Genomic DNA, 22678 nt, shown 5'->3' with positions numbered 1-22678 from the left:
GCCATCCCGCGCCGCGATTGCCTCGACGCCTTCCAGCGCGTCTGCGAGCAGTCGCCCCTTCCCGTGGTGGCCGACGTTCACTTCGACGCGCAGATCGCCGTGGAGGCGGCGCGTCGCGGGGCGGCCAAACTGCGTATCAACCCTGGCAACATAGGCGGCCTCGCAAAGACCGACGCCGTGCTCGACGCCGCAGGTGAGGCGGGCATTCCCATCCGCATCGGCGTGAACGCGGGCTCGCTTGACCAGGACCTCGCCGCGCGGCGCGACCTCACGCTTCCGCAGAAGCTCGCCGCGTCCGCCGCGGGCTACGTGGAATACTGCGAGGGCCGCGGTTTCCACGACCTGGTGGTGAGCGCGAAGGCCCACGACGTCATGACCACGGTGCGCACGTATCGCCAGCTCTCGCGCGATTTGCCCCATATTCCTTTGCACATCGGCATCACCGAGGCGGGAACGCAGTTCCAAGGCGTCATAAAAAGCGCCTCTGGCCTGGGAATTCTTTTGGAAGAAGGCATCGGGGACACCATGCGCATCTCGCTTACCGACGACCCCGTCGTCGAGATGCGCGCGTGCTGGGCGCTGCTCTCGGCGCTCGATTTGCGCCGCCGCGGCCCGGAAATCATCAGCTGCCCCACGTGCGGGCGTTGTCAGGTAAACTTGATCGAGCTTGCCAAGCAGGTTGAATCCAACCTCATGAGCACGGCCAAGCCCATAAAGGTCGCCGTCATGGGCTGCGTCGTCAACGGTCCCGGTGAGGCGCGCGATGCCGACATCGGCGTGGCGTGCGGCGCGGGCGTGGGCGTCGTGTTCAAGCACGGCGAAGTGCAACGGAAAGTGGAAGAGCACGCCATCGTCGACGTGTTGATGGAGGAGATAGGAAAACTATGAGTGAAGTTATGCGAATGAGCAAGCTCTATGCTCCGACGCTGAAGGAAGACCCCGCGGACGCGGAAATCGCGAGCCACAAGCTGATGCTTCGCGCGGGCATGATCCGCAAGACCGCTTCGGGCGTGTACACCTTCCTGCCGCTTGGCTACAAGGTGCTCTCGAAGGTCGAGAACATCGTGCGCGAGGAAATGGACAAGATCGGCGCGCAGGAAATCATGATGCCGGCACTGCAGCCGGCGGAGCTGTGGCACGAGTCCGGCCGCTGGGACGACTACGGCCCCGAGCTCATGCGCCTCGTCGACCGTCACGATCACGGCTTCTGCCTCGGGCCCACCCACGAGGAGCTCATCACGTCGCTCATCCGCAACGAGCTGCGTTCCTACAAGGAGCTTCCCTGCACGCTCTACCAGATTCAGGTGAAGTTCCGCGACGAGATCCGCCCGCGCCTGGGCCTGTTCCGCAGCCGCGAGTTCATTATGAAGGACGCGTATTCCTTCCACGCGACGCAGGAATCGCTGCAGGAAACCTACGACGACATGAGCCGCGCCTACGGCACGATCTGCGATCGCTGCGGCCTGGATTACCGCCCCGTCGAGGCCGATGGCGGCCAGATCGGTGGCAAGGTGACGACCGAGTTCATGGCGCTTGCCCCGGCGGGCGAGGCCGAGCTTGTGCACTGCACCTGCGGTTATGCTGCGAACACCGAGGCTGGCGAGTGCCTGGCCCGCCCGACGGAATACGAGGCCACCGAGCTTAAGAAGATCCACACCCCGGGCGTCCGCACGATCGAGGAGCTCGCGGAGTTCCTCGGCATTCCCGAAAGCTCCACGGTAAAGGCGCTCTCCGGCAAGGATGCCGAGGGCAAGCTCGTCGTGATGTTCGTCCCTGGCGACCACGAGCTCAACGAGATCAAGGCCGAGCGCGCTGTTCCTGGGTTTGAGCTGCTCACCGACGAGGAAATGGAATCCTTCGGCTTGCGCAAGGGCTCGATGGGTCCGGTCGGCCTGCCCGAGGGTGCGCACATCATCGCTGCTCGCAGCTTGAAGGGCGTCAGCCATTGGGTTGTCGGCGCGAATGAGGACGACTACCACTACGTGGGCGCCGAAGAGGGCCGCGATTTCACGGTGGACGAATGGGCCGACCTGTGCGTCGTGAAGCCCGGTGACTGCTGCCCCGACTGCGGCCTGCCGCTTTCGGGTTCCCGCGGTATCGAGGTTTCCCAGGTGTTCCAGCTGGGCACCCGCTACTCCGAGACCATGGGCGCCACCTTCCACGACGAGGACGGCGTGGAGCACCCGTTCATCATGGGCTGCTACGGCGTGGGCGTCTCCCGCACGGTGGCTGCCATCGTCGAGCAGCACAACGACGAGAACGGCATCCAGTGGCCGTTCAACGTCGCGCCTGCTCACGTGTGCATTATCCCGCTTACGGTTGGAGACGACGAGGTGCAGCCCGCGGCTGAGAAGCTCGCGAGCGAGATTGCCGATTTCGGCTTCGACGTGGTCATCGACGACCGCAAGGAGCGCGCCGGCGTGAAGTTCGCGGACGCCGACCTTATCGGCTGGCCGCTGCAGGTGGTCATCGGCAAGCGCGGTCTGGCTGAGGGCAATGTGGAAGTGAAGCTGCGCCGCACGGGCCAGAAGAAGGACGTCTCGCTTTCCACCATTGCCGAGCTGCTGCGCTTCGCGAAGCGCAATGCTCGCAAGCACCCCTCTGGCCTGGGCGCTTTCGCAGGCATCTTCGAATAGGAGGGTTCCGCGGACCTGTCGGCCCGCGGAACTTGCCGACGCTGCGAAGCGCCCTGACGGCGCAGCTGCTCCCTGCGAATCCTCGTCGTGTACTTTAAGTACGCTTCCTCGGATTCTCGGGGCATCTGCACTCGCCAGGGCGCTTCTCGCTGACTCCTTGGAGACCTGTTGAATTTCACGGTTCGACCTGGGGGGTTCTTTTATCTTTCCCTCCAAATATCTCGCATCCTCATCGATTGGACTACTGCATGGCCTCTTCCGTTAAAGCTGTCTTGTTCGACTTGGACGGCACGTTAGTCGATACCGAGGCGCTCATCCTGGCGTCGTTTCGCTATGCGACGAAGACGGTGTTAGGGCGCGACATTCCCGACGAGGAACTGCGCGCGAAGATCGGCCAGCCGCTCACGGTGCAGATGTGGGACTGGGCCTGCGGCAGCCAGGAGGTGCACGATAGACTCTTCGACACCTACCTCGAGCACAACGATCGCGTGCACTCGCAGCTCATCAGGTCGTTTCCCGACACGACGGCGGTGCTCGGGAAGCTTGCGGCGGCGGGGCTTCCGCTCGGCATCGTCACGTCGAAGCGCAGCGGGAACGCCCGCCGCGCCATGGAGAGCACGGGGATCGAGGGGTACTTCGACTTCCTCGTCGCGCCCGATACGTTCCCCGCGCACAAGCCCGACCCGGCGCCGGTGCTGCACGGTTGCGAGCTATTCGGCGTTTCGCCTGATGAGTGCATCTACATCGGCGACAGCCCCTACGATTTGCAGGCGGGACGGGGCGCCGGCTGCGTGACGGTCGCCGCGCTCTGGGGCATGTTTGCCTGCGAGGAACTCCTGGCAGAGCACCCCGACTACGCGATCACCACGCTTTCTGAGCTTGTTCCGATAGCGGTGGGGAAGTAGCGCCGGAGAGGCGGAGGGCGCTCATTTGGCGAATGAGTACGGGCGGCGTGCGCTGCGTCCGCCATGCTGACTTGCGACGGATTGTGGGATGGGCCACACTAAAGCAGCAGCGCCTCGGGTTCGCTTTTGTAGGCCTCGCGGATCCAGTCTTTCGTGCACTCGACGAAGGCCCGCGCGGTGCCCGATGCCGTCTCGCTTGATTTCTGCGCGAGCGCGATTTCGCGATAGGCGGGAACCTCCGCAGGAAGCGCGACCAGGTCGAATGGGGCGTTTCGCAGCACGAGCCCCGAAAGCACGCTGTATCCGAGCCCTGCCGATACCATCCCCATCGCGGCATAGTCGCTCACGATGGAAAACCTCACGCGCGGCTCGACGCCGTTCACGCGGAACAGGCGGTCCATCTCGGAATACTCGCCCGAATCAAGCTTGATGTACGGTTCGCTCGCAAGCGCCTTCTTGGGGAAGCGTTTGCGCGACGCGAAGGGGCTGTCGGGGGCGACGGCAACGAGAAGCGGGTCGCGCACGAGCAGCTCCATTTCGAGCGGGCGCTTCACGGGCAGCGCCACGAATCCGACATCCGCCTGCCCGCTTTCCACGATGTGTTCAAGTTGTGCCTGGTCATCGTAGCAGGTGATGCGAAGATCGATATGCGGGTGCGCCTCGGCGAAGCGCTTCGTTATCTGCGGCAGCCATTGCGTGAGCGTGCTCGTGAACGCGACGATATGAAGCGACCCTTCTTCCAGCTGCTTCAAGTCCGCAAGATGCGCCTCGAGCCTGCGCTCGCTCGCGCACACTTCCTGAATCCACGGGAGAAGCGCGCTCCCTTCTGAGGTGAGCCGGACGCCGCCGTGCTCGCGCACGAACAGGCGAACTCCCAGTTCTTTTTCGAGCGCGTTCGCAAGGTAGCTGACGCCCGCCTGCGTGTACCCAAGCTCGCTCGCGGCTTGCTTGAAGCTGCCCGTTCGCGCCGCTTCCAGGAACGCTTCGTATTTCTGGTTTCGCATCAACCGTCCTAAGAATGGGGTTTGAACTCGTTAAACAAGTATATCTTGAATCATTCGAAAGAAATACAAGTTTTACTTGGATGTATCCATACCCTACCATCGACATCGCGTCAGGTGACATAACGTCGCGCTGCGTTCTGTGGTGGAATTCGAATTCGACGGCCGCGTGCCATGCCGTGCGCGAGCGGGAAAAGCGGGGTAGGGACGATGAAAATGCAGCAGGGGAGCAGAAGCCCGTTCGTGCTTTGCGTCGTCGTGCAAACCGTCATCTTCGGGCTCGGCAACGTCATCACGAAGTTCGCCTACGAAAGCGCGACGCCGCTGTGGTGCATGGTTCTGCGCTTTGGTTTGGCGCTCGCCGTGTTCGCGCTTATCTTCGGCCCGCGCATGGTGCGCGAGCTGCGCGGGGCCAAGCTTGTCGATTGGGCTCCCGCTGCTGTGTGTTTGGCGGTCGGCTACATCGCGTGCAACCTGGCGCTCGATGTGACGACGGCGACCAATGTGGGGTTCCTCGTGGCGCTTCCCGTGGTGTTTGCCCCGTTCATTGCCCAGGTCGTACGCCGCGTGCGCTACCCCCGCGCGATGATTCCCTTCCAGGTGGCGGTCGTCGGCGGGCTGTACCTTCTGTGCTGCAACGGCGGCTCGTTCTCGTTCGGCGCGGGCGAGGCGCTCTCGTTGCTTTCTTCGGTTGCCATCGCTGGATCGCTCGTGTTCGGGGAGAAGGGCCTCGAGATGCTGTCTGCCCCGACGATCGCGGGGACGCAGATCCTCGCGGCGTTTGTGCTGTCGCTCGTTGCGGCGCTCGCGGCCGAGCCCGTTGTCGATATTGCGACGATCGAGCCTGCGGCCTGGGGTGTTATCGTCTTCCTCGCGATTCTGAGCACATGCGTCACCTTCGCGCTCCAAAACGTCGCGCTCACGGGCCTTCCTTCTTCAACGGTTTCGCTCCTTCTTACCGGCGAGCCGGTGTTCACGGCGCTGTTCTCCATGGCGCTTCTGGGCGAGTTCCTCTCGATTGGCGGATGGGTTGGCGCGGGCGTCATCTTGGTGGCGGTCGTCGGCGCGACGCTTGTCGAGGGGCGTGACGGGAATTCCGAAGCGCCCTCGAGCGCCGGCATGGAGAGGCTCATGTCGCAGCTCGCCTCCGATTCGAACGTCCAATAGCGAGAAAACGTGTATCTCGAATACACGTTTTTCAACAAAATCGTGTATTCGGGATACACGAAATCCCACCGTGCTTCTTTCTGCCGTCGTTGTAGCTTGGGCTTTTTACACCATGGCAACGTTTTTCCTCCTGGGTTTGCCCTTTCTCCCCAAATGCGGCATTATGAATAAGTAGCGCGTGTCGCCGCGCGGCACGCCCATCTGAGGGAAAAGGAGGCCACCATGGCTACACTCGGAGACGGTTTCAAAGGTATTTTCCTGGCAGGCATCGGTGCGGTTGCCATTGGCGCCGAAAAGGGCAAAGAGCTGGTCGATCAGCTGGTCGCTCGCGGAGAGATGACGGTTGAGCAGGGCAAGCAGATCAATACCGAGCTCAAGCACCGCGCATCGAATCTCGAATCATCCATTCGCCGCGACACCATCGAGGCGCGCATGTCGGTGATGTCGCCCGACGAGCGCGTCGAGTTCGCCAACATCGTGCGCGAAATGGCGGATACTGCCAACGCGAAGGACGCCGAGGCGGCGGCCGAGAAGCTGAAGGCCGCGAACGCCGCATCGGCATCGGACACGGCTGCGGAGCCGAATCCCATCGCCGAAGCGAAGACCGCGTGTGCGACGGCAGTAGCCGCGGTGGGCACTGCGGTGGAGGCGGTTGCCAACAGTGCGCGTTCCGTGCTCGACGAGGCTGCGGCTCTGAACGCTCAGCGTGACGCTGCTTCTGCCGAGGCGCCGGCTGCGGAAGTCGTCGCAGGTGAGGTTGTTGCGGATCCTGTCGCTGACGCAGGCGAGGCCCCCGAGGTCGAAGGCGCCCCCACGGCCTAGCGCCGCGCCGTCGCGGTTTCTTCATGGCTGAAAACAACACACTGCTCAGGCACTTTTTCGCCCCCGGGGCCGACGCCGATCCCGAGGGCCGTTTCGGGCTCAACTCCAAGTCCCGTCGCCGCCGCATGCGCGAAATCATCGGCATCGTCGGCAAGCATCGTGCCCTCGAGGGCTTCACGCCCGAAGAGTTCCGCGCGATGCTCGAGGACTTGGGCCCGAGCTTTGTGAAGATCGGCCAGACGCTCTCGACGCGTTCGGAAATCCTTCCCAAGGTGTTTTGCGAGGAGCTTACCAAGCTTCAAACGGAATGCGATCCGCTGCCGTTCGATGAGATGCTCGCGGCGCTCGACGAGGAGTTCGGCGGCCGTCGCAAAGAGATCTTCGCCGAAATCGACTCGAAGCCGCTCGGCAGCGCATCGCTTGCCCAAGTGCATCGTGCGGTTCTGACCTCGGGAGAGTCGGTCGCCATCAAGATCCAGCGCCCCGGCGTGAAGGCCACGATGGCGCTCGACATCGACATTATGCGCATGCTCGCCCGCCGCGCCTCGAGGTACATGAAGGGCGAGCAGATGCTCGACGTTCGCGCCGTCGTCGAGGAGATGTGGGCGACGTTTCTGGAGGAAACCGACTTTCGGCGCGAGGCGGCGAACCTCGCCGAGTTCGCCGAGCTCAACCGCGACTGCGTCTTCATCGCATGCCCGAAGGTCTACGCCGAGCTGTGCAGCGAGTTCGTCCTGGTCATGGAATACGTCGACGGCATTCCCATCGGCGACGCGGACCGGTTGGTGGCCAACGGGTACGACCTGGAGGAAATCGGGTCGAAGATGCTCGACAACTACGCGACGCAGATTCTCGACCACGGGTTTTTCCACGCCGACCCGCATCCGGGCAATGTGATCATTCGCGACGGGCGGATCGTTTACATCGATTTGGGGAACATGGGTCGCCTGTCGGCACGCGACCGTGCGGGCTTCGGCGACATCATCGAGGCCGTGGGGCTTAAGGACCCGCGCGCGCTCAAGGATGCGCTCATGCGGTTCGCGGCGAAAAAGGACAACGCGGCCATCGACCACACGCGCTTTCTCGCCGACCTCGACCTGCTGCTTGAAGACTACGGCTCGTGCGATGTGGCCGAGATCGACGTGGGTCAGTTCCTGAGCGACATCATGCAGCTCACGCGCTCGTGCAACGTGATGCTGCCCGCCTCGGTCACGAGCGTGTCGCGCGGCATCGTGACCATCGAGGGCACGGTGGCGCCCTATATTCCCAACCAGAATATCGTCGCGATCATAAATGCCCACATCAAGAGCAAAAAAGGCACGCGCGAAGAGATTCGCGACGCGCTTGAGGACCTTGCGCGCGCGATGTACTCGTCAGGTCGCGGCACGCTCGATGCGGCGTCGTATTCCGGCGAGGCGCTCAAGATGCTCACGCGCGGCCAGCTGAAGATGAACATGGAAGTGCTCGGCTCCGAGGCGCCGCTTGCGCATCTTTCGCGCATGATCAACCGCGTGGCGATTGCGATGGTGATCGCGGGTCTGTTCGTGGGTTCGAGCCTGATGGCGGGGACCACGATGGAGCCGCGCTTTCTCGGGGTGCCGCTGCTGTCGTTCTTCGGATACTTCGGCTCGCTTGTTCTGTCGATCTGGCTCATCATCAGCATCTGGCGCAGGAAATAACCCCCGCGGTGTGGATTTCCCGTGCCGATGAGCGCGAACGTTGGAATGAAGCGGCATAATGAACAGTCGCTTCAAGCGAAAATCTTTCTCTTTTCTTATTTGCGCATATCCGCGACGGCTTCGAGCTGCGCGTTTTTACCGCCTATGAATTGGAAAGCGGCTCGCCTCAAGCGCAAATGCACGCCGCTGGGAGCGGGTGCGCCCACGGATTCGCATCGCAAGGGGCGATGGAACGTGGCAACTGAAGAAAAGAGTCTTACATGGAAAACTTTGCCAGCCTTGGCCTGTCCGATAACGCCCTCGATGCGGTTGCACGCCTGGGCTACGATGAGCCCACGCCCGTTCAGGAGCAGGCTATTCCCATCGTTTTGACCGGCCGCGACCTCATCGCCGCTGCGAGCACGGGCACCGGCAAGACGGCAGCCTTCCTGCTTCCCGTCCTTTCCCGCATGCCGCGTGACCGCAGCCACAACCGTCCGCCGCGCCTGCTCGTGGTTTCGCCCACGCGCGAGCTCGCGCAGCAGATTGCTTTCACGGCCATGAAGATTGCGCGCTGCACCGGGCAGTTCGTGACGACTGTCTTCGGTGGTGCGCCCTACGGCCCGCAAATCAAGGAGATTCGCCGCGGCACCGATGTGCTCATCGCTACGCCCGGCCGCCTGAACGACCTCATGAAGCGCGAGGTCGTCGACCTCTCCGGCGTGCAGACGCTCGTGCTCGACGAGGCGGATCGCATGCTTGACATGGGCTTTCTTCCCGATGTGACCACCATCGTCGAGGCCACGCCTGACGAGCGTCAGACGCTTCTCTTCTCGGCGACGATCGACGAGTCCATCCAGAAGAACCTCGGCAACCTGCTCAAGAACCCCGCCGTGGTGGAAATCGCGCACAAGGGCGAGACGGCCAAGACCGTCGACCAGTACATGATGCCGATCAAGCAGGACAAGAAGCCTGAGCTCCTTCGCGCGGTGCTCGAGGAGAAGGGCCACGAGCGCGTGATCGTGTTCGCCCGCACGCGCAACCGCGCCGAGGATTTCGCGAAGGCGCTGAACGATGACGGCTACCAGGCGGAATCCATCCATTCCGACAAGTCGGTGGGTGCGCGCCGTCGTGCGCTCGACAAGTTCCGCCGCGGCAAGGCGAACATTCTCGTGGCGACTGACGTGCTCGCTCGCGGCATCGATGTGCCGAGCGTCGACTACGTCATCAACCTCGACCTTCCCGATTGCCCCGAAGATTACGTGCACCGCATCGGCCGTACGGGCCGCGCGGGCGAGCATGGCTACGCCATCTCGTTCGTGAGCCCCAATCAGCGCCGCCTTCTGGTCGACATCGAGAAGCTCATCGATCGCGACATTCCCTTCATGGGGCTCGAGACGTACGACCTCGATCCCGACCTGCTGAACCGCAAGAACAAGGGCCGCGGTGGCTCGAGCCGCAACAGCGCTGGTCGCAAGCGCGATGGACGCGGGGCTGGCGAGTTCGCCAACCGTGCTGAGCGTCGTGCGGCGAAGTTCGGCGACAACAAGCGCGGTCGCGGCGGGCGCGATGAGTTCGAGGGTCGCGGCGGACGCGGCGGCTCGCGCGGCGACAAGCGCAACGAGGGCGGCAGGCGCGGCGAAGGCGGCAAGCGCGGCGACTCGAAGGGCAAGCGCGGTGAGTCGCATCGCACGAGCAAGCCGTCGGGCAACAAGGGTGCCGCTGCGACCGCTTCCAAACGCAACAAGAAGCGCCCCTCCAACATGAACGACGTGCGCTCCTTCGGCGAGCGCCGCAACTTCGAGAAGAAGCAGAAGCGCCACTAGCAAGTGAGGCGCTGCTGGCAAGCTGGGGCGTGCGAGCGAGCAGGAGTATCGCGAGCAGGCTGAGGTGCCGCGAGCGAGGTGGGACATCGCGAGTAGGCTGAGGCGCCACTATGCAGACTCTAGCGGCAACGGTAGAGCGTCAGGCGGAATGGTCGTGCGTAGATCGTTTCACCTGAGACGAATAGAGAGGGACCCAGTTCACACGCTGAACTGGGTCCCTCTTGCGTTTGAGCGTCATTTATTCCTATTCAACAACTCTTTCTCAGGATCGGCGATGAAGCTTTGTACCTGATCGCCCTCAAAACCATCACCGTCAGAGCGAAGGGCGACAAGCTGATCGCCTATTGTTGAACGGGGCGTCGGCATCCCGATTGCCCGGCGTCCGATTGCAGCTTGAGCTCCGCACTCAGTCCCGTGGCAGAAAACAAGGCGGCTTTGGTGAAAAAATAGGGGTTGGGAGTGCGGTTTTTATCGGGCCTTCATGTCCGAAAATGGCTGGTTTTGGCGGCTACGTTGTGGTTTTATTGCCTCGTAAGAAAGAGTTGCAGACGGAAGGTTCGGCGATCTGGCATATGGGCGACAGTAAAAAGGCCGACGGCGGCACGGGAAAAGCTGGCGAGGGCAAAACCGCCAAAGACGAGGTCGATTTCGGACTTTTCGCGGGGAGTGATCTTCCCAGCCAGGACGTATGTTATCAGGCCCTTTTGTCAGGGGATCCTCATTTCGACGGCCTGCTCTTCGTCGGCGTTTCCTCGACGGGAATTTACTGTCGCGTGGGCGTATGCTGGGCGAAGGTGCCCAAGCGCGAAAACTGCACGTTCTTCAAAACTGCTGCCGAGGCGGAAGCGGCGGGGTATCGGCCTTGCCTGAAATGCCGCCCCGAGCTTGCGCCGGGAACTCCGATTGCGCCCGACATCGACCATGCGGTTGCACGCGCCGCCGCGAGCATGCGGGAGCGGCCCGGGGATGCCCCCATCGCTCGGATCGCCGCGGAGCAAGGCATGTCGGAGCGTCATCTGCGTCGCTTGTTTGAGCAAACTTACGGCGTGTCACCTGCGCAGTATCGCGAAACATGTCGCTTGCTTCTTGCGAAAAGCCTGCTCACAGATACGGATCTCTCTATGACACGTATCGCGTATGCAAGTGGGTTTGCCTCGGTCCGCCGCTTCAACGATGCGTTCGTCAACAGCTATGGCATGCAGCCGGCGCGATTCCGCAAAAGCGCGCAAGGCTCGTCATCTGCGAAAACGGAGGCGGCACCTATCGTTCTGCATGTCGACTATCGCGAGCCGTATCGCTTTGATTTGCTGCTCGGTTTCCTGCAGATGCGCGCTATCGAGGGTGTGGAGGCGGTGCTCGACGGTGCGTATTGGCGGATCGTCCGCGCCTCCGATGGCGAGCGCGTCGGGTGGATCAAGGTGGGGAACGACTCCTCGCATCGCCGCCTTGCCGTCACCATATCCCCCGAGCTTTTTGACGACATTCCCTCGGTGCTTGCCCGAACGCGTTGCCTGTTTGATACCGATTGCGTGTCTGAGGCGGTCGAGCAGGGGCTCGCTGATTTTTACGAACACGCAGGTGAGGCGTACCGCATCCCCGGCATCCGCGTGCCGTGCGCCTTCGACGGCTTCGAGATGGCGACCCGCGCCATCTTGGGGCAGCAAATCACCGTGAAGGCGGCAAGCACGCTCGCGGGGCGTGTCGCGCGCGAGTTCGGCTCGCCGACAAAGGGACCGATACCTGAACTGACCTGCGCATTTCCATCGCCGCAAGCCTTTTGCGCGGACGATGCGCCCGCCCGCCTTGGCGAAGTCGGTGTCATCGCTCAGCGCGCGAACGCCATTTGCGCCATTGCGCGCGCCATGGAAGCGGGCGAGCTCACGCTGCGTCCTGGCGCCGACCTCGCGACGGAGGCTGCGCGTCTCGGCAGCATTCGCGGCATCGGCGACTGGACGGTGCAGTACGTACTCATGCGCGCCTACGATTACCCCGATGCATTCCTTCCCACCGACTATGGCGTGAAACTTGCGCTTCCCGACATGAAGCCGCGTGAGCTGGAGAAACTGTCGAAACCCTGGCGCCCGTGGCGATCGTACGCCGTGATGTCAATGTGGTCGGTGCCGCACGAGAAGCCTAAGAAGTCCGCTCCAAAGATGGAAAAGGGGAAAGGAAAGGGGAAGGCGCGTGCGGAGTCTCCCCTGGCGAACATGGCGGACGCGACCGCTGCGGAAAAGACTGCTGACGCGCCGCCCGCGAGCATGACGGTTGCGACGAGGCGTGCAACAACAACGGCAAAGCGCGCGGATCAGCGAAAGAAAGAAGGGACCATGGATTTCACCTGCACCTACGCGTCGCCTTTGGGCGATATCGAGCTTGCAAGCAACGGCGAGGCGCTCATCGGCCTGTGGTTCAAGGGTCAGAAATACGACGCGGCGACGCTTTCGCCCACCACGCAGGAAAAGCCCGACGACTCCGTGCTTGCGCAAGCACGCGCGTGGCTCGATGCGTACTTCGAGGGTCGCGACCCGGGCGAGATTCCCCCCTGTGCGCCCCGTGGATCGGAGTTTCGCCAGCTGGTATGGGCGAAACTTGCAGAAATCCCCTACGGCGAGCTTGTCACCTACGGCGATATCGCGAAGTCAATCGAGGCCGGCACGGGTAAGAAGCGCTCGGCGCGAGCTGTTGGCGGGGCAGTGGGGCACAATCCGGTGTCGATTATCCTGCCCTGCCATCGCGTGGTGGGGGCAAGCCGCAGCTTGACGGGATATGCGGGCGGCATCGAACGCAAGATCGCCCTGCTCAAGCTGGAAGGCGTCGACATGAGCACGCTCTCGGTTCCCACGAAAGGCACGGCGCTTTAGGTCGCCGGGTGCAGAGGACGAACGCAGCGCACGAGACGCGGATGAGCTTCTACCGTGCTCGCTGTCGGTGTATTACGTGGGTCGCCGCCGCACGCGCGATGGCCCGCTCGAGCGCCTCGTACCCGCCTCCCGCGATGACCCCCGCGAAAGCGCCCCGCCACCCGTCTCCCGCCCCTCGTTCGCGGGGATATGGCGGAGAGCCGGCCGTGCCCGCAGGCCGCGTGGTACACTTGCTCGCTAGACGAATTCGCCGCCTCGCGCGGCGCCAACCAACCACGAAAGCGAACAACATGGCTGATTTCATCGAAGGGAAACGCCCCGTCATCGAAGCGTTGCGCACCGAGGTGCCGTGCAAGCGCGTCCTGCTTGCCGACAACGTGAAGCGCGACCCCCTGATCGAGGACGTGCTGCGCAAGGCGAAGAAGCGCAACGTGCCTGTGGAAACGGTGCCGCGCGCGCGTCTCGAGAAGCTCTCCGAACGCGGCAGCCACCAGGGCGTTATGGCGGAAACCAAGCCCTTCAACTACGTGAACGTCACGACCATCGTGGAGACCGCGAACGCGCAGGCTGCCGAAAACGGCGGATCGGCGCTCGTTGTCATCCTCGACCACATCACCGACGCGGGCAACCTGGGCGCCATCGCTCGCTCCGCCGAGTCGGTCGGGGCTGCCGGCATCGTCATTCCCAACAAGCGCGCGGCGCACGTAACGGCGGCGACGTACAAAAGCTCGGCCGGCGCGATTTCCCACATCAACGTGACGCAGGTCGCGAATCTCTCTCAGACGATCGAGCGCCTGAAAAAAGAGGGCTTCTGGGTCTGCGCGGCGAGCGAGCATGCGCAAGAAGTGGCGTGGAAGTCGAACCTCAAAGGCAAGATCGCGCTCGTCATGGGCTCGGAAGGCGAGGGCGTGTCGAGCCTCGTGCTCGAGAACTGCGACTTCGCGGTGAAGCTTCCCCAGATGGGGAAGGTGTCCTCGCTCAACGTAGCGCAGGCGTCCACTGTCTTCATGTACGAGTGGCTCCGTCAGCAGCAATAGGTCGCGCATCAGAAAATGGCAAGGAAACGAAACAAGCTGCTCATCGTCGATGGGTACAACGTGCTTCGCTCGGGTGAGCGCTACAAAACGACGGCGTTCGGGCCCGACTACACCGACGATGCGTTCAACACCGCCCGTGAGCGGCTAATCAATGATGTCGTGAACTTCGCGGGGCGCGATTGGCGTGCCATCATCGTGTTCGACGGTGCGAAAAATGAGTTCTCAACAGGAGAAACGCAAACCATCGGCGGCGTGCGCATCATGTTCAGCCCAGCTGGCCAGTCTGCCGACAAGGTGATTGAGAAGCTCGCTCATGACGCGCGTGAGCGCATGGTCGAGACGCTCGTGGTCACAAGCGACGCCACCATCCAAGACACCGTCTTCGGAGGCGGCGTCGACCGCATGAGTGCGAACGGCTTCAGCTATGAAGTGGGGGAATACTACGATCAGGCGCGTCTCGACGAGTCGCCGAAGGTGGCCGAGAAGCGCACGCTCGGTGATCGCATTCCCGCCGATACCCTCGCCAAGCTGAAGGCGATGCGCGACGGGAAACTTTAAGGTCACGCGAGTGCTTTCTTGACGGCGCTCGGGGTGACCGAATGCCCGATGCGCCCCCCGTCGACGCGCGACAGCGATCTCGCAATGCCGGCAAACCGGCAAACCGGCAAACTTCGTTGCTTGCCGGCTGCACTTGCCCTACATTTCGCCCTCTTCGCGCCCTTCGTTCGTGAGGTGCTCTTTCGCGATGTAGAGCGGGCGGTGCTTTCCCTCGATGTAGCTGCGCGAGAGGTACTCGCCGATCACGCCAAGCACGGTGAGCTGCAGGCCGCCGAACAGCAGAATCAGGCACGCAAGCGTCGGGAAGCCCGGCACGTCGGTTCCTCGCAGCGCGTATTCGAAGATGATCCACAGAAGATAGACGAACCCGCCGAGCGAAGCGATGAGCCCAATCCAAACGGCCACCTTCAAAGGCCAGGTCGTGAAGCCTAAAATGCCGTTCGCCGCATAACGGAACAGCGACCTCACCGACCATTTGCTCTCGCCGTTGGCGCGCGCGTCCGGCTCGTAGGGCACCTCGAGCGTCTTGAACCCGACCCACGCAAAAAGTCCCTTGCTGAAGCGCTGGCCTTCGGGCAGCGAGAGCAGGGCGTCGGCTACGGCGTGGCGGAACACGCGGAAGTCGCTCACGTTCGCGGGAATCTCGATGTCGGTGCAGATGCCGTTGAAGGTCTTGTAGAACGAGTGCTTGAACAGCTTCAACACGAGGCTTTCCTTGCGCTCGACCTGGCAGGCCGCAACGATGTCGTACTCAGGCTTCTCCACCAGCAGCTTATACATGCGCAGCGCGTCCTCGGGCGTTTGCTGCAGGTCGGCGTCGATAAGGCAGATGCACTCGCCGCGCGCCACTTCCATGCCTGCATACAGCGCCGCCTCCTTGCCGAAGTTGCGGGAGAACTGCACGACCTGCACGGGACGGGAGGGCTCTGTCTCCTCCACGACCTCGCGCAACAGCTCGAACGTGCCGTCCTGACTGCCGTCGTTCACGAACACGATCTCAAGCGAGATGCCCTCCGCATCGAAGCACTCGAAAGCGCGGCGCTTGAACAGGCGGATGTTGTCGACCTCGTTATAGCAGGGGACAACGAAGCTCAGGCTGTAGGGGTAGGTCATTGCGCTGCTCTCTTTCCGCTGGTTGCGCGCGTGCGATTGCGACGATTCTCGAAGCCGCGCCATGTGCAGAACACAGCGACGCTCGCGATGCTGATGATCGCGCTCGGGATGAGGCCGGGCGTCATGTAGCGAAGCTCGATGTCGTTGGTGCCCGCGGTGACGTCGATGCCCAAAAGCCCGCCGTAAAGCTCGTGAACCGGCACCTCGTGTCCGTTCACGGTGGCGCTCCAGCCCTTCTCGTAGGGGATGGAGATGAGGAGCGTCTCGTCGCGTTGGGCGTCGAAGGTAGCGCTCACCTGGCCGTTCGAGAACGACTTCAGCGAGAAACCGGCGGAATCGAGCTTTCCGAGTAGCGTCTTCATCTCGTCGACGTCGAGTGTTTCCGCCTTGATGGCCGCCTCGATCGGTGCGTCGAAGAGGGCCTCTTTCGTGCCGACGACGCGCCCGTGCTTGTCCACGGTTGTTTGCCCCTTGGCGGTCGGGACAATCGACACCGTGATGGTCTCGCCCGCGTCGAACGTGCCCGCGTACACCACGTTGCACGACCCGCGCCCGCCGACGTGCTCGACGGTTGTGCCGTTGACCTGCGCATAGCAGGAGATGCCGCTCTCCTCGATGTCGAGCAGGTAGATGCTCGGGAAGTAGAGGAAAAGCGGCCCCGCGCTCGTGGTAGTGACGGTGAAGTCGCGCTGGTCCGTGCCGCCTGTCCCCGCGTCGACGGCGGTCGCCTTATGGTAGAGGCCGCTCGCATCGGCGCCCGTGACGGATGCGTACATGGCTATCTGGTTGTTGAAGGGGTTGGCGCTCCATGCGTCGGTGGGCTCGTCGTCGGTCGCATCGGCCGCAGCACCCGAGTAGTCCGCCTTATTGGCCAGCTCCGTCTCCTCGGCCGTGGCCGCAATGCCATAGCCGAGCGGCATCGACGAGGTCGTCTTCCAGTCGCGATAAGAACCGTAGAGCTCATGGGCATGGTCGGCGACGAGCTCGGTTTCGGGCGGCTGCTCCTCGGCGATGACGTTGGTCACCGAAAGCAGTGCGTCGGCTGCTGTGTTGGGCGATTGGTACGCGGTCCCGAACGGCGTCTTCTTCGAGTAGCCAAGGCGCATGAGCAGGTTCTGCACGCTGTTTTCCTGGGTGGACGAGTACAAATCGAACGAGCCCGACCCGCTGAGCACAAGCCCCGTGCAATCGGGTCCGTTGTACTTCGACGACCCGTAGTACACGCACGTTTGCCCCGTGCGCGCGAAGCCGTTGTCGGTGGGGTAGTCCTCGTAGTATTTCTCGAGCTCGTTGATGCGGTTTGAGTATTCGCTCGCGCTTATGTTACACGCGGCGTATTGAGCCGCCGTGCCGTAGCACTGCTCGAAGGCGAACAGGACGACCAGACAAGCGATCCCCGCTCGGGCCAGGATCTTGCGCCCTGCCGCGCGCTTCCCGCGAGCGTTCCTTTCGGCGGGAACCCGCAGGTCCTGGCGCACCATAAGCGCGAGGAAAACGGTGAATCCCGCGATCAGCACCAGTTCGAGCACGGCGTTCGCGGCACTCGGGCGAATCGAGAGCGTGCGATACCACACGTTGAACGTGGCGCATCCGAAGATGAGAAACGCTGTCGCGCCGCCCTTCACTACCGCGCGCAGCGAGGTGTGGTGCACGGGGCGGTTTTGGGGACTCCCGGTGACGACGAGCGCTTCACCCCTGTTGTCCAGGCAGAAGGCGATGCCCTCGAAGGCGAGCGCCACCATCGTGAGCAGCAGCAGAAACGCCATGCGGCCCGTGTAGGACGACTCGGGAACGAACCCGAGCCAGATTGTGTTCAGCTGGATGAGGACGAGCGACGAGGCGGGGATCCCCACGATGACGGCACCCGCGATGCGCAGCGCGCGGGACCTGCGCGCGTCGACGAAGAACACGGCAACGCCCACGAGCACGAGGGCCGAAATCACGATCGCAGGGGTCGCGTTCGCGACGATGATGCCCGGCCGCGTGCCGATGGCGAAGAAGTTCGCGTAGTCGAAGGGGTTGAGCGAGAAGATGGTCCCCGCAAGCGACGCCAGCCCCGCGCCCGATCCCTTGCCGCCCAAAAGCGCGATCAGCGTGGGGAAGAGAATCACCGCGGAGGCCCCCACAGCGAGAATCATCGTCGCAGCATAGCGTATGCCCAGGTGGATGAGGGGGTGACCTGAAGGCTTGCGCTTCTTGCCCGCAGCGCCCTTTGGCCCGCAGCCCTCGGCGTCCCCGAGGGTGCTCTCGTCCGCGATGCCGTCCAGCCCGCAACGCTCGCGCTCATCGATGCGCAGGCGCGCGTACTCGTAGAAGAAGTAGAAGATGGTGAAGAAGCACACCATGTAGCCCGTGTACCAATTGAAAAGGATGGCGCACGCGCACGACGCGAACAGGGTCGCGCATCCGCGTCCGCGCACCAGACGGTACACGCCCAGGCAGGCGAGCGGCGCCATGATCACGCCGTCGATCCACATGATGTTACTCGAATACCCGGTGACATACGAGGTGAGCGAGTAGGCGATCGCGCCGACCACCGCGAGCACCTGCGTTGCGCAAGACCCCTTGGCACCTGCCGCGACAAAGCGACCGCGCAGGAACACGAGGCAGGTCACGGCGGCAAGCGGAATCTTCACGAGGAAGAGGAAGCTGAAGAAGTAGGGCACCTGCGAAGGGTCGCAGAAGGCGACGAGCGCGTTTAAGGGGCTCGACAGGTAATAGGTATATTGCGCATAGGTTCCGCACCCCATGCCCGCGTCGGCGGAATACAAAAGCGACGCGTCGCCGTTGATCACGTTGGAGAGCCATCCGAAGAACTGCGCGTACTGGACGGGCATGTCATACATCATGACCGAGACGTCCCCGAAGGGGTAGATGCAGTTCGATGCAAACGCGAAGAGAATCACGAAAAAAGGCACGACGAAGGAGAGGGCGTATGCCGCAATCGCGCTTTTCGTCGCAGCGGGGCTCGCGCTCGGCGCCTGCGGGGTGCGCCTTTCGGGGCGCTCCTCGGGCTTCGCGTGAGATCCTGCGGCGGCGGAAAGCGCCTCGCCTGCCCTCGATGCTGAATCTGCTATGTCTCGTTTCCAGACTGCCATTTTTCCTGAAAGCCATCCTAGCGCCTGCGGGGAGAAAACGGGCTTTCAGTCGAAGGTTCGTGGCATAAATCCAAAAGCTTACCCAAAGACTTCATATAGTAGTGTGGGGAAGCACCCGATGCCGCAGTTTTGCCTTGATTGTCGCCACCTGTTGAGCAAGCGCGTTCGGGGCGGGGCTCCCGTCGTTTGGGGAAGGTTGACTCGAGCCCGCGCCCCTCGATCGCGCGCACCGCCCCCTCGCGTTGCCCCGCGCGCCGCTACGCGTCCCGTCCTCGGCCGCGCGCGCCATCGAAAAGCAACTTTTTTCGACCTCGTTTCCCCAGCTTAAAGGCCGAAAGAACAAAAAACTTCCACAGCTCGTAAAAATTTTTCTTGACGCGGCATGATCCCCATAGTATCTTTTTCGATTGCAACTTTTTTGGGAAATGAGTGCGTGCGTGAAGGAGGAAAAGCCTCGTGGCCAAAGCAAAAACTAGCGCTCCCACCAGCCTTTATAGGAATCGCAGAAGCTTCGCGAAGATTCCGGACGTAATGGACGTCCCCAATCTTATCGCAATCCAGACGGACAGCTTCAAGTGGTTCAAGGAAGAAGGCCTCCAGCAAGCTTTCCAGGACATCGCTCCTATCGAGAACAGCACGAAAGACATGTGCGTGGAGTTCGGCAAGCATGAGTTCGGCGAGCCGAAGTACACCGTCGATGAGTGCAAGGAGAAGGACGTCTCGTATCAGGCGCCCCTGTTCGTGGAAATCCGCTTCATCAATCGTGAGACGGGCGAAATCAAGGAACAGAACGTGTTCATGGGCGACTTCCCGCTCATGACGAACCGCGGTACCTTCATCATCAACGGTACTGAGCGCGTCGTTGTCTCCCAGCTCGTTCGCTCCCCGGGCGTGTACTTCTCGTCCGAGCGCGACAAGACGTCGGACAAGACCATCTACAACGCGAAGGTCATTCCGAGCCGCGGCGCATGGCTCGAGTTCGAGACCGACAAGCGCGACATCCTCTCCGTGCGCATCGACCGCAAGCGCAAGCAGCCGGCCACGCTGCTCGTCCGTGCCCTCGGCCTTGCCGAGACGCGCGAGGAGATCATCGAGCTTCTGGGCTCCGACGACATGGTGCTGCGCACCCTCGATCGCGACCCGGCAACCACCAAGGAAGAGTCCCTCATCGAGCTGTACAAGCGCTTCCGTCCGGGCGAGCCGCCCACGATCGACTCCGCGCGCACGCTGCTCGAGGGCCTGTTCTTCAACCCGCAGCGTTACGACCTGGCGAAAGTCGGCCGCTACAAGATCAACAAGAAGCTCGGTTTCGACGCCGACAACGACGCCTCGACCCTGACCGACGAGGACATCACCGCCACGATGAAGTACATCATCGCGCTGCATGCCGGTGAGGAAGGCGCGAGCGTCGACGACATCGACCACTTCGGCAACCGCCGCATCCGCACGGTCGGCGAGCTCATCCAGAACCAGTTCCGCATCGGCCTCTCCCGTATGGAGCGCGTCGTGCGCGAGCGCATGAGCATGCAGGAGCCTGACGAGATCACCCCGCAGTCGCTCGTGAACATCCGCCCAATCGTGGCTGCCATCAAGGAGTTCTTCGGAAGCTCCCAGCTCTCGCAGTTCATGGACCAGGCGAACCTCGCCGCAGGCATCACGCACAAGCGCCGTCTGTCCGCACTCGGCCCGGGTGGTCTGTCCCGCGAGCGCGCAGGCTTCGAAGTCCGCGACGTCCACAACTCCCATTACGGCCGCATGTGCCCGATCGAGACGCCTGAAGGCCCGAACATCGGCCTTATCGGCTCGCTCGCGACGTTCGGCCGCATCAACCCCTACGGCTTCATCGAGACGCCCTATCGTCGCGTGGTCGACGGCAAGGTGACCGACGACATCGACTACCTCACGGCCGACGAGGAGGAGAACTACACGATCGCCCAGGCGAACGAGATGTTCAACCTCGAGACCCGCGAGTTCGGCACCACCGACGCCGACGGCGTGTTCCACAAGGCGACGCGCGTTCTCTGCCGTACCAAGGACGCCTCCGGCGTGTTCGGCGAGCCTGAAGAGGTGCTGCCCGAGCAGGTTACCTACATGGACGTTTCCCCGCGTCAGATGACGTCGGTCGCAACGTCGCTCATCCCGTTCCTCGAGCATGACGACGCGAACCGCGCCCTCATGGGCTCGAACATGCAGCGTCAGGCTGTGCCGCTGCTCAAGCCGCACGCCCCGCTCGTCGGCACGGGCATGGAGCACCGCATCGCGGTTGACTCCGGCGAGATCTTGGTCGCCCAGAACCCGGGCGTGGTCGACTACGTCGATGGCCAGACGATCATCGTGCTCAACAACGACGGCGAATACGACGAGTACCTGGTCCCCAAGTTCCAGCGCTCCAACCAGTCCGGTTGCATCAACCATCGCCCGATCGTCCGCAAGGGCGACGAGGTCCATGCCGGCGACGTGCTCGCCGACGGCCCGTCCTGCGACGGTGGCGAGCTGGCACTCGGCCAGAACCTCATGGTCGCCTACATGCCGTGGGAAGGCTACAACTACGAGGACGCTATCATCGTGTCCGAGCGCGTGGTTGCTGAAGACCTGCTCACGTCCATCCACATCTCCGAATACGAGGTCGACGCGCGCGACACGAAGCTCGGCCCTGAGGAAATCACCCGCGAGATCCCGAACATGTCCGACGACATGACGGCCGATCTCGACGCTGACGGCATCATCCGCATCGGCGCCGAGGTGTTCCCGGGCGACGTGCTCGTGGGCAAGGTCACCCCGAAGGGCGAGACCGAGCTCACCGCTGAAGAGCGCCTTCTGCGCGCCATCTTCGGCGAGAAGGCCCGCGAGGTGCGCGACACGTCGCTCAAGGTGCCCCATGGCTCCGGCGGCCGCGTGATCGGCATCCACCGCTTCAGCCGCGCGGCAGGCGATGAGCTTGCTCCTGGCGTGAACGAGCTTATCCGGATCTTCGTGGCTCAGAAGCGTAAGGTCCAGCAGGGCGACAAGCTTTCCGGTCGCCACGGCAACAAGGGCGTCATCTCCCGCGTGCTTCCGGTGGAGGACATGCCCTACCTCGCCGACGGCACCCCGATCGACGTCATGCTCAACCCCCTCGGCGTTCCTTCCCGTATGAACGTCGGCCAGCTGCTCGAGAACCACCTCGGCTGGGCCGCCAAGTGGGGTTGGTCCGACGAGGACACCGACAAGCCGGTTGCCGGACCGCAGTTCGTGGCGACGCCTGTCTTCGACGGTGCGACCGAGGAGGAAATCTCCGACGCCATCGAGCATGCGAACAAGAACCTCATCAACATCAACCATGCCAAGTACGGTGACCTGGCACGCGACGAGTTCGTCCCGCAGCTGTCCCGCACCGGCAAGACCTGGCTCTACGACGGCCGCACGGGCGAGAAGTTCCGCGAGCCGATCACGGTCGGCCAGACCTACATCCTGAAGCTGGGCCACATGGTCGACGATAAGATCCACGCCCGTTCGACCGGCCCCTACAGCCTCATCACCCAGCAGCCTCTCGGCGGCAAGGCCCAGTTCGGCGGCCAGCGCTTCGGCGAGATGGAAGTGTGGGCGCTCTACGCGTACGGCGCTTCCAACGTGCTGCAGGAGATCTTGACCGTGAAGTCCGACGACACCGCCGGCCGCGTGAAGTCTTACGAGGCCATCGTCAAGGGCGAGAACATCCCGCCCGCGGAGGTGCCGGAGAGCTTCAAGGTTCTCGTGAAGGAAATGAAGTCGCTGTGCTTGAACGTCGAGCTCGAGGGCCACGACATGCAACCGATCAGCGAGGACGAAGGCGTCGTCGAGAAGAAGGACGACGATTCGGATCAGGCGCTGTTCGACGCGATTGCCGCGGACGCGAAGCTTTCTGAGGAAGAGTCTGACAAGGCTCTCGATGACATCGCAGCTGAACTGGGAGAATTGATGGGCGATTCATCTAATGACGATACGACCAACGACCTTATCGGTGGAGAGGAGTAAGAG

14 protein-coding genes are annotated in these 22678 nt (G+C 62.8%); 11 read left to right on the top strand and 3 right to left on the bottom strand.

Annotated elements, in window-relative coordinates; all coding sequences use genetic code 11:
- The 3 genes from ispG to Q0I65_RS07735 all read left to right on the top strand — a co-directional run.
- Positions 1–888, top strand: an 888-nt coding sequence (ispG, locus tag Q0I65_RS07745) for a flavodoxin-dependent (E)-4-hydroxy-3-methylbut-2-enyl-diphosphate synthase (RefSeq protein WP_296062009.1), incomplete at its 5' end; no start/stop codon positions are given.
- On the top strand, positions 885–2636 hold the full coding sequence (locus Q0I65_RS07740; protein ID WP_296062008.1) for a proline--tRNA ligase: 1752 nt from the start codon (positions 885–887) through the stop codon (positions 2634–2636). The genes ispG and Q0I65_RS07740, both read left to right, overlap by 4 nt.
- Before the next feature lie 248 nt (positions 2637–2884).
- Complete coding sequence (locus Q0I65_RS07735) at positions 2885–3541, top strand: HAD-IA family hydrolase (protein ID WP_296062006.1); 657 nt, start codon at positions 2885–2887, stop codon at positions 3539–3541.
- Between the two features lie 98 nt (positions 3542–3639).
- On the opposite strand, the gene Q0I65_RS07730 is transcribed toward Q0I65_RS07735, so the two are convergent.
- A complete protein-coding gene (locus Q0I65_RS07730) occupies positions 3640–4545 on the bottom strand; it encodes a LysR family transcriptional regulator (protein ID WP_296062004.1) in 906 nt (301 codons plus the stop codon).
- Between the two features lie 207 nt (positions 4546–4752).
- Between Q0I65_RS07730 and Q0I65_RS07725 the strand changes: the two genes are divergently transcribed.
- The 7 genes from Q0I65_RS07725 to Q0I65_RS07695 all read left to right on the top strand — a co-directional run bounded on the left by Q0I65_RS07725 (position 4753) and on the right by Q0I65_RS07695 (position 14471).
- Positions 4753–5709 carry a DMT family transporter gene (locus Q0I65_RS07725; protein ID WP_296062002.1) on the top strand — a complete coding sequence of 319 codons (957 nt, stop codon included), beginning with the start codon at positions 4753–4755 and terminating at the stop codon, positions 5707–5709.
- Positions 5710–5931: 222 nt separating this feature from the next.
- On the top strand, positions 5932–6531 hold the full coding sequence (locus Q0I65_RS07720) for a hypothetical protein (RefSeq protein WP_296061999.1): 600 nt from the start codon (positions 5932–5934) through the stop codon (positions 6529–6531).
- Between the two features lie 23 nt (positions 6532–6554).
- A complete protein-coding gene (locus Q0I65_RS07715; protein ID WP_296061996.1) occupies positions 6555–8210 on the top strand; it encodes a lipopolysaccharide core heptose(II) kinase RfaY in 1656 nt (551 codons plus the stop codon).
- Positions 8211–8470: 260 nt separating this feature from the next.
- Complete coding sequence (locus tag Q0I65_RS07710; RefSeq protein ID WP_296061993.1) at positions 8471–10015, top strand: DEAD/DEAH box helicase; 1545 nt, start codon at positions 8471–8473, stop codon at positions 10013–10015.
- Between the two features lie 572 nt (positions 10016–10587).
- Positions 10588–12876, top strand: coding sequence for a methylated-DNA--[protein]-cysteine S-methyltransferase (locus Q0I65_RS07705; RefSeq protein ID WP_296061991.1), 2289 nt, complete (start codon positions 10588–10590; stop codon positions 12874–12876).
- Between the two features lie 290 nt (positions 12877–13166).
- Positions 13167–13913, top strand: a complete 747-nt coding sequence (gene rlmB / locus Q0I65_RS07700) for a 23S rRNA (guanosine(2251)-2'-O)-methyltransferase RlmB (RefSeq protein ID WP_276995527.1) — start codon at positions 13167–13169, stop codon at positions 13911–13913.
- 15 nt (positions 13914–13928) lie between these two features.
- Positions 13929–14471 carry an NYN domain-containing protein gene (locus Q0I65_RS07695; protein WP_158049308.1) on the top strand — a complete coding sequence of 181 codons (543 nt, stop codon included), beginning with the start codon at positions 13929–13931 and terminating at the stop codon, positions 14469–14471.
- A gap of 138 nt (positions 14472–14609) precedes the next feature.
- Here Q0I65_RS07695 and Q0I65_RS07690 read toward each other — a convergent pair whose 3' ends face one another.
- Together Q0I65_RS07690 and Q0I65_RS07685 are read right to left on the bottom strand one after the other, a co-directional pair.
- Positions 14610–15584 (bottom strand): glycosyltransferase family 2 protein, encoded by a 975-nt coding sequence (locus Q0I65_RS07690; RefSeq protein ID WP_296061983.1) that lies wholly within the window; start codon positions 15582–15584, stop codon positions 14610–14612.
- Complete coding sequence (locus Q0I65_RS07685; protein WP_296061981.1) at positions 15581–18682, bottom strand: YfhO family protein; 3102 nt, start codon at positions 18680–18682, stop codon at positions 15581–15583. The genes Q0I65_RS07690 and Q0I65_RS07685 overlap by 4 nt, the downstream gene beginning before the upstream one ends.
- Before the next feature lie 456 nt (positions 18683–19138).
- Here Q0I65_RS07685 and Q0I65_RS07680 point away from each other — a divergent pair, with 456 nt between their 5' ends.
- Positions 19139–22675 (top strand): DNA-directed RNA polymerase subunit beta, encoded by a 3537-nt coding sequence (locus tag Q0I65_RS07680; protein ID WP_296061978.1) that lies wholly within the window; start codon positions 19139–19141, stop codon positions 22673–22675.
- Positions 22676–22678: the final 3 nt, after the last annotated feature.

Source organism: uncultured Ellagibacter sp. (genome assembly GCF_934643285.1).
Classification (GTDB): domain Bacteria; phylum Actinomycetota; class Coriobacteriia; order Coriobacteriales; family Eggerthellaceae; genus Ellagibacter.
This window is presented reverse-complemented; position numbering and strand designations above follow the sequence as displayed.

What these genes read in the sequence shown, in the direction of transcription:
- Q0I65_RS07740 (WP_296062008.1), top strand. Translation starts at nt 885, where the DNA reads ATGAGTGAAGTTATGCGAATGAGCAAGCTCTATGCTCCGACGCTGAAG.
- Q0I65_RS07735 (WP_296062006.1), top strand. Translation starts at nt 2,885, where the DNA reads ATGGCCTCTTCCGTTAAAGCTGTCTTGTTCGACTTGGACGGCACGTTA.
- Q0I65_RS07730 (WP_296062004.1), bottom strand. Translation starts at nt 4,545, where the DNA reads ATGCGAAACCAGAAATACGAAGCGTTCCTGGAAGCGGCGCGAACGGGC.
- Q0I65_RS07725 (WP_296062002.1), top strand. Translation starts at nt 4,753, where the DNA reads ATGAAAATGCAGCAGGGGAGCAGAAGCCCGTTCGTGCTTTGCGTCGTC.
- Q0I65_RS07720 (WP_296061999.1), top strand. Translation starts at nt 5,932, where the DNA reads ATGGCTACACTCGGAGACGGTTTCAAAGGTATTTTCCTGGCAGGCATC.
- Q0I65_RS07715 (WP_296061996.1), top strand. Translation starts at nt 6,555, where the DNA reads ATGGCTGAAAACAACACACTGCTCAGGCACTTTTTCGCCCCCGGGGCC.
- Q0I65_RS07710 (WP_296061993.1), top strand. Translation starts at nt 8,471, where the DNA reads ATGGAAAACTTTGCCAGCCTTGGCCTGTCCGATAACGCCCTCGATGCG.
- Q0I65_RS07705 (WP_296061991.1), top strand. Translation starts at nt 10,588, where the DNA reads ATGGGCGACAGTAAAAAGGCCGACGGCGGCACGGGAAAAGCTGGCGAG.
- rlmB (WP_276995527.1), top strand. Translation starts at nt 13,167, where the DNA reads ATGGCTGATTTCATCGAAGGGAAACGCCCCGTCATCGAAGCGTTGCGC.
- Q0I65_RS07695 (WP_158049308.1), top strand. Translation starts at nt 13,929, where the DNA reads ATGGCAAGGAAACGAAACAAGCTGCTCATCGTCGATGGGTACAACGTG.
- Q0I65_RS07690 (WP_296061983.1), bottom strand. Translation starts at nt 15,584, where the DNA reads ATGACCTACCCCTACAGCCTGAGCTTCGTTGTCCCCTGCTATAACGAG.
- Q0I65_RS07685 (WP_296061981.1), bottom strand. Translation starts at nt 18,682, where the DNA reads ATGGCAGTCTGGAAACGAGACATAGCAGATTCAGCATCGAGGGCAGGC.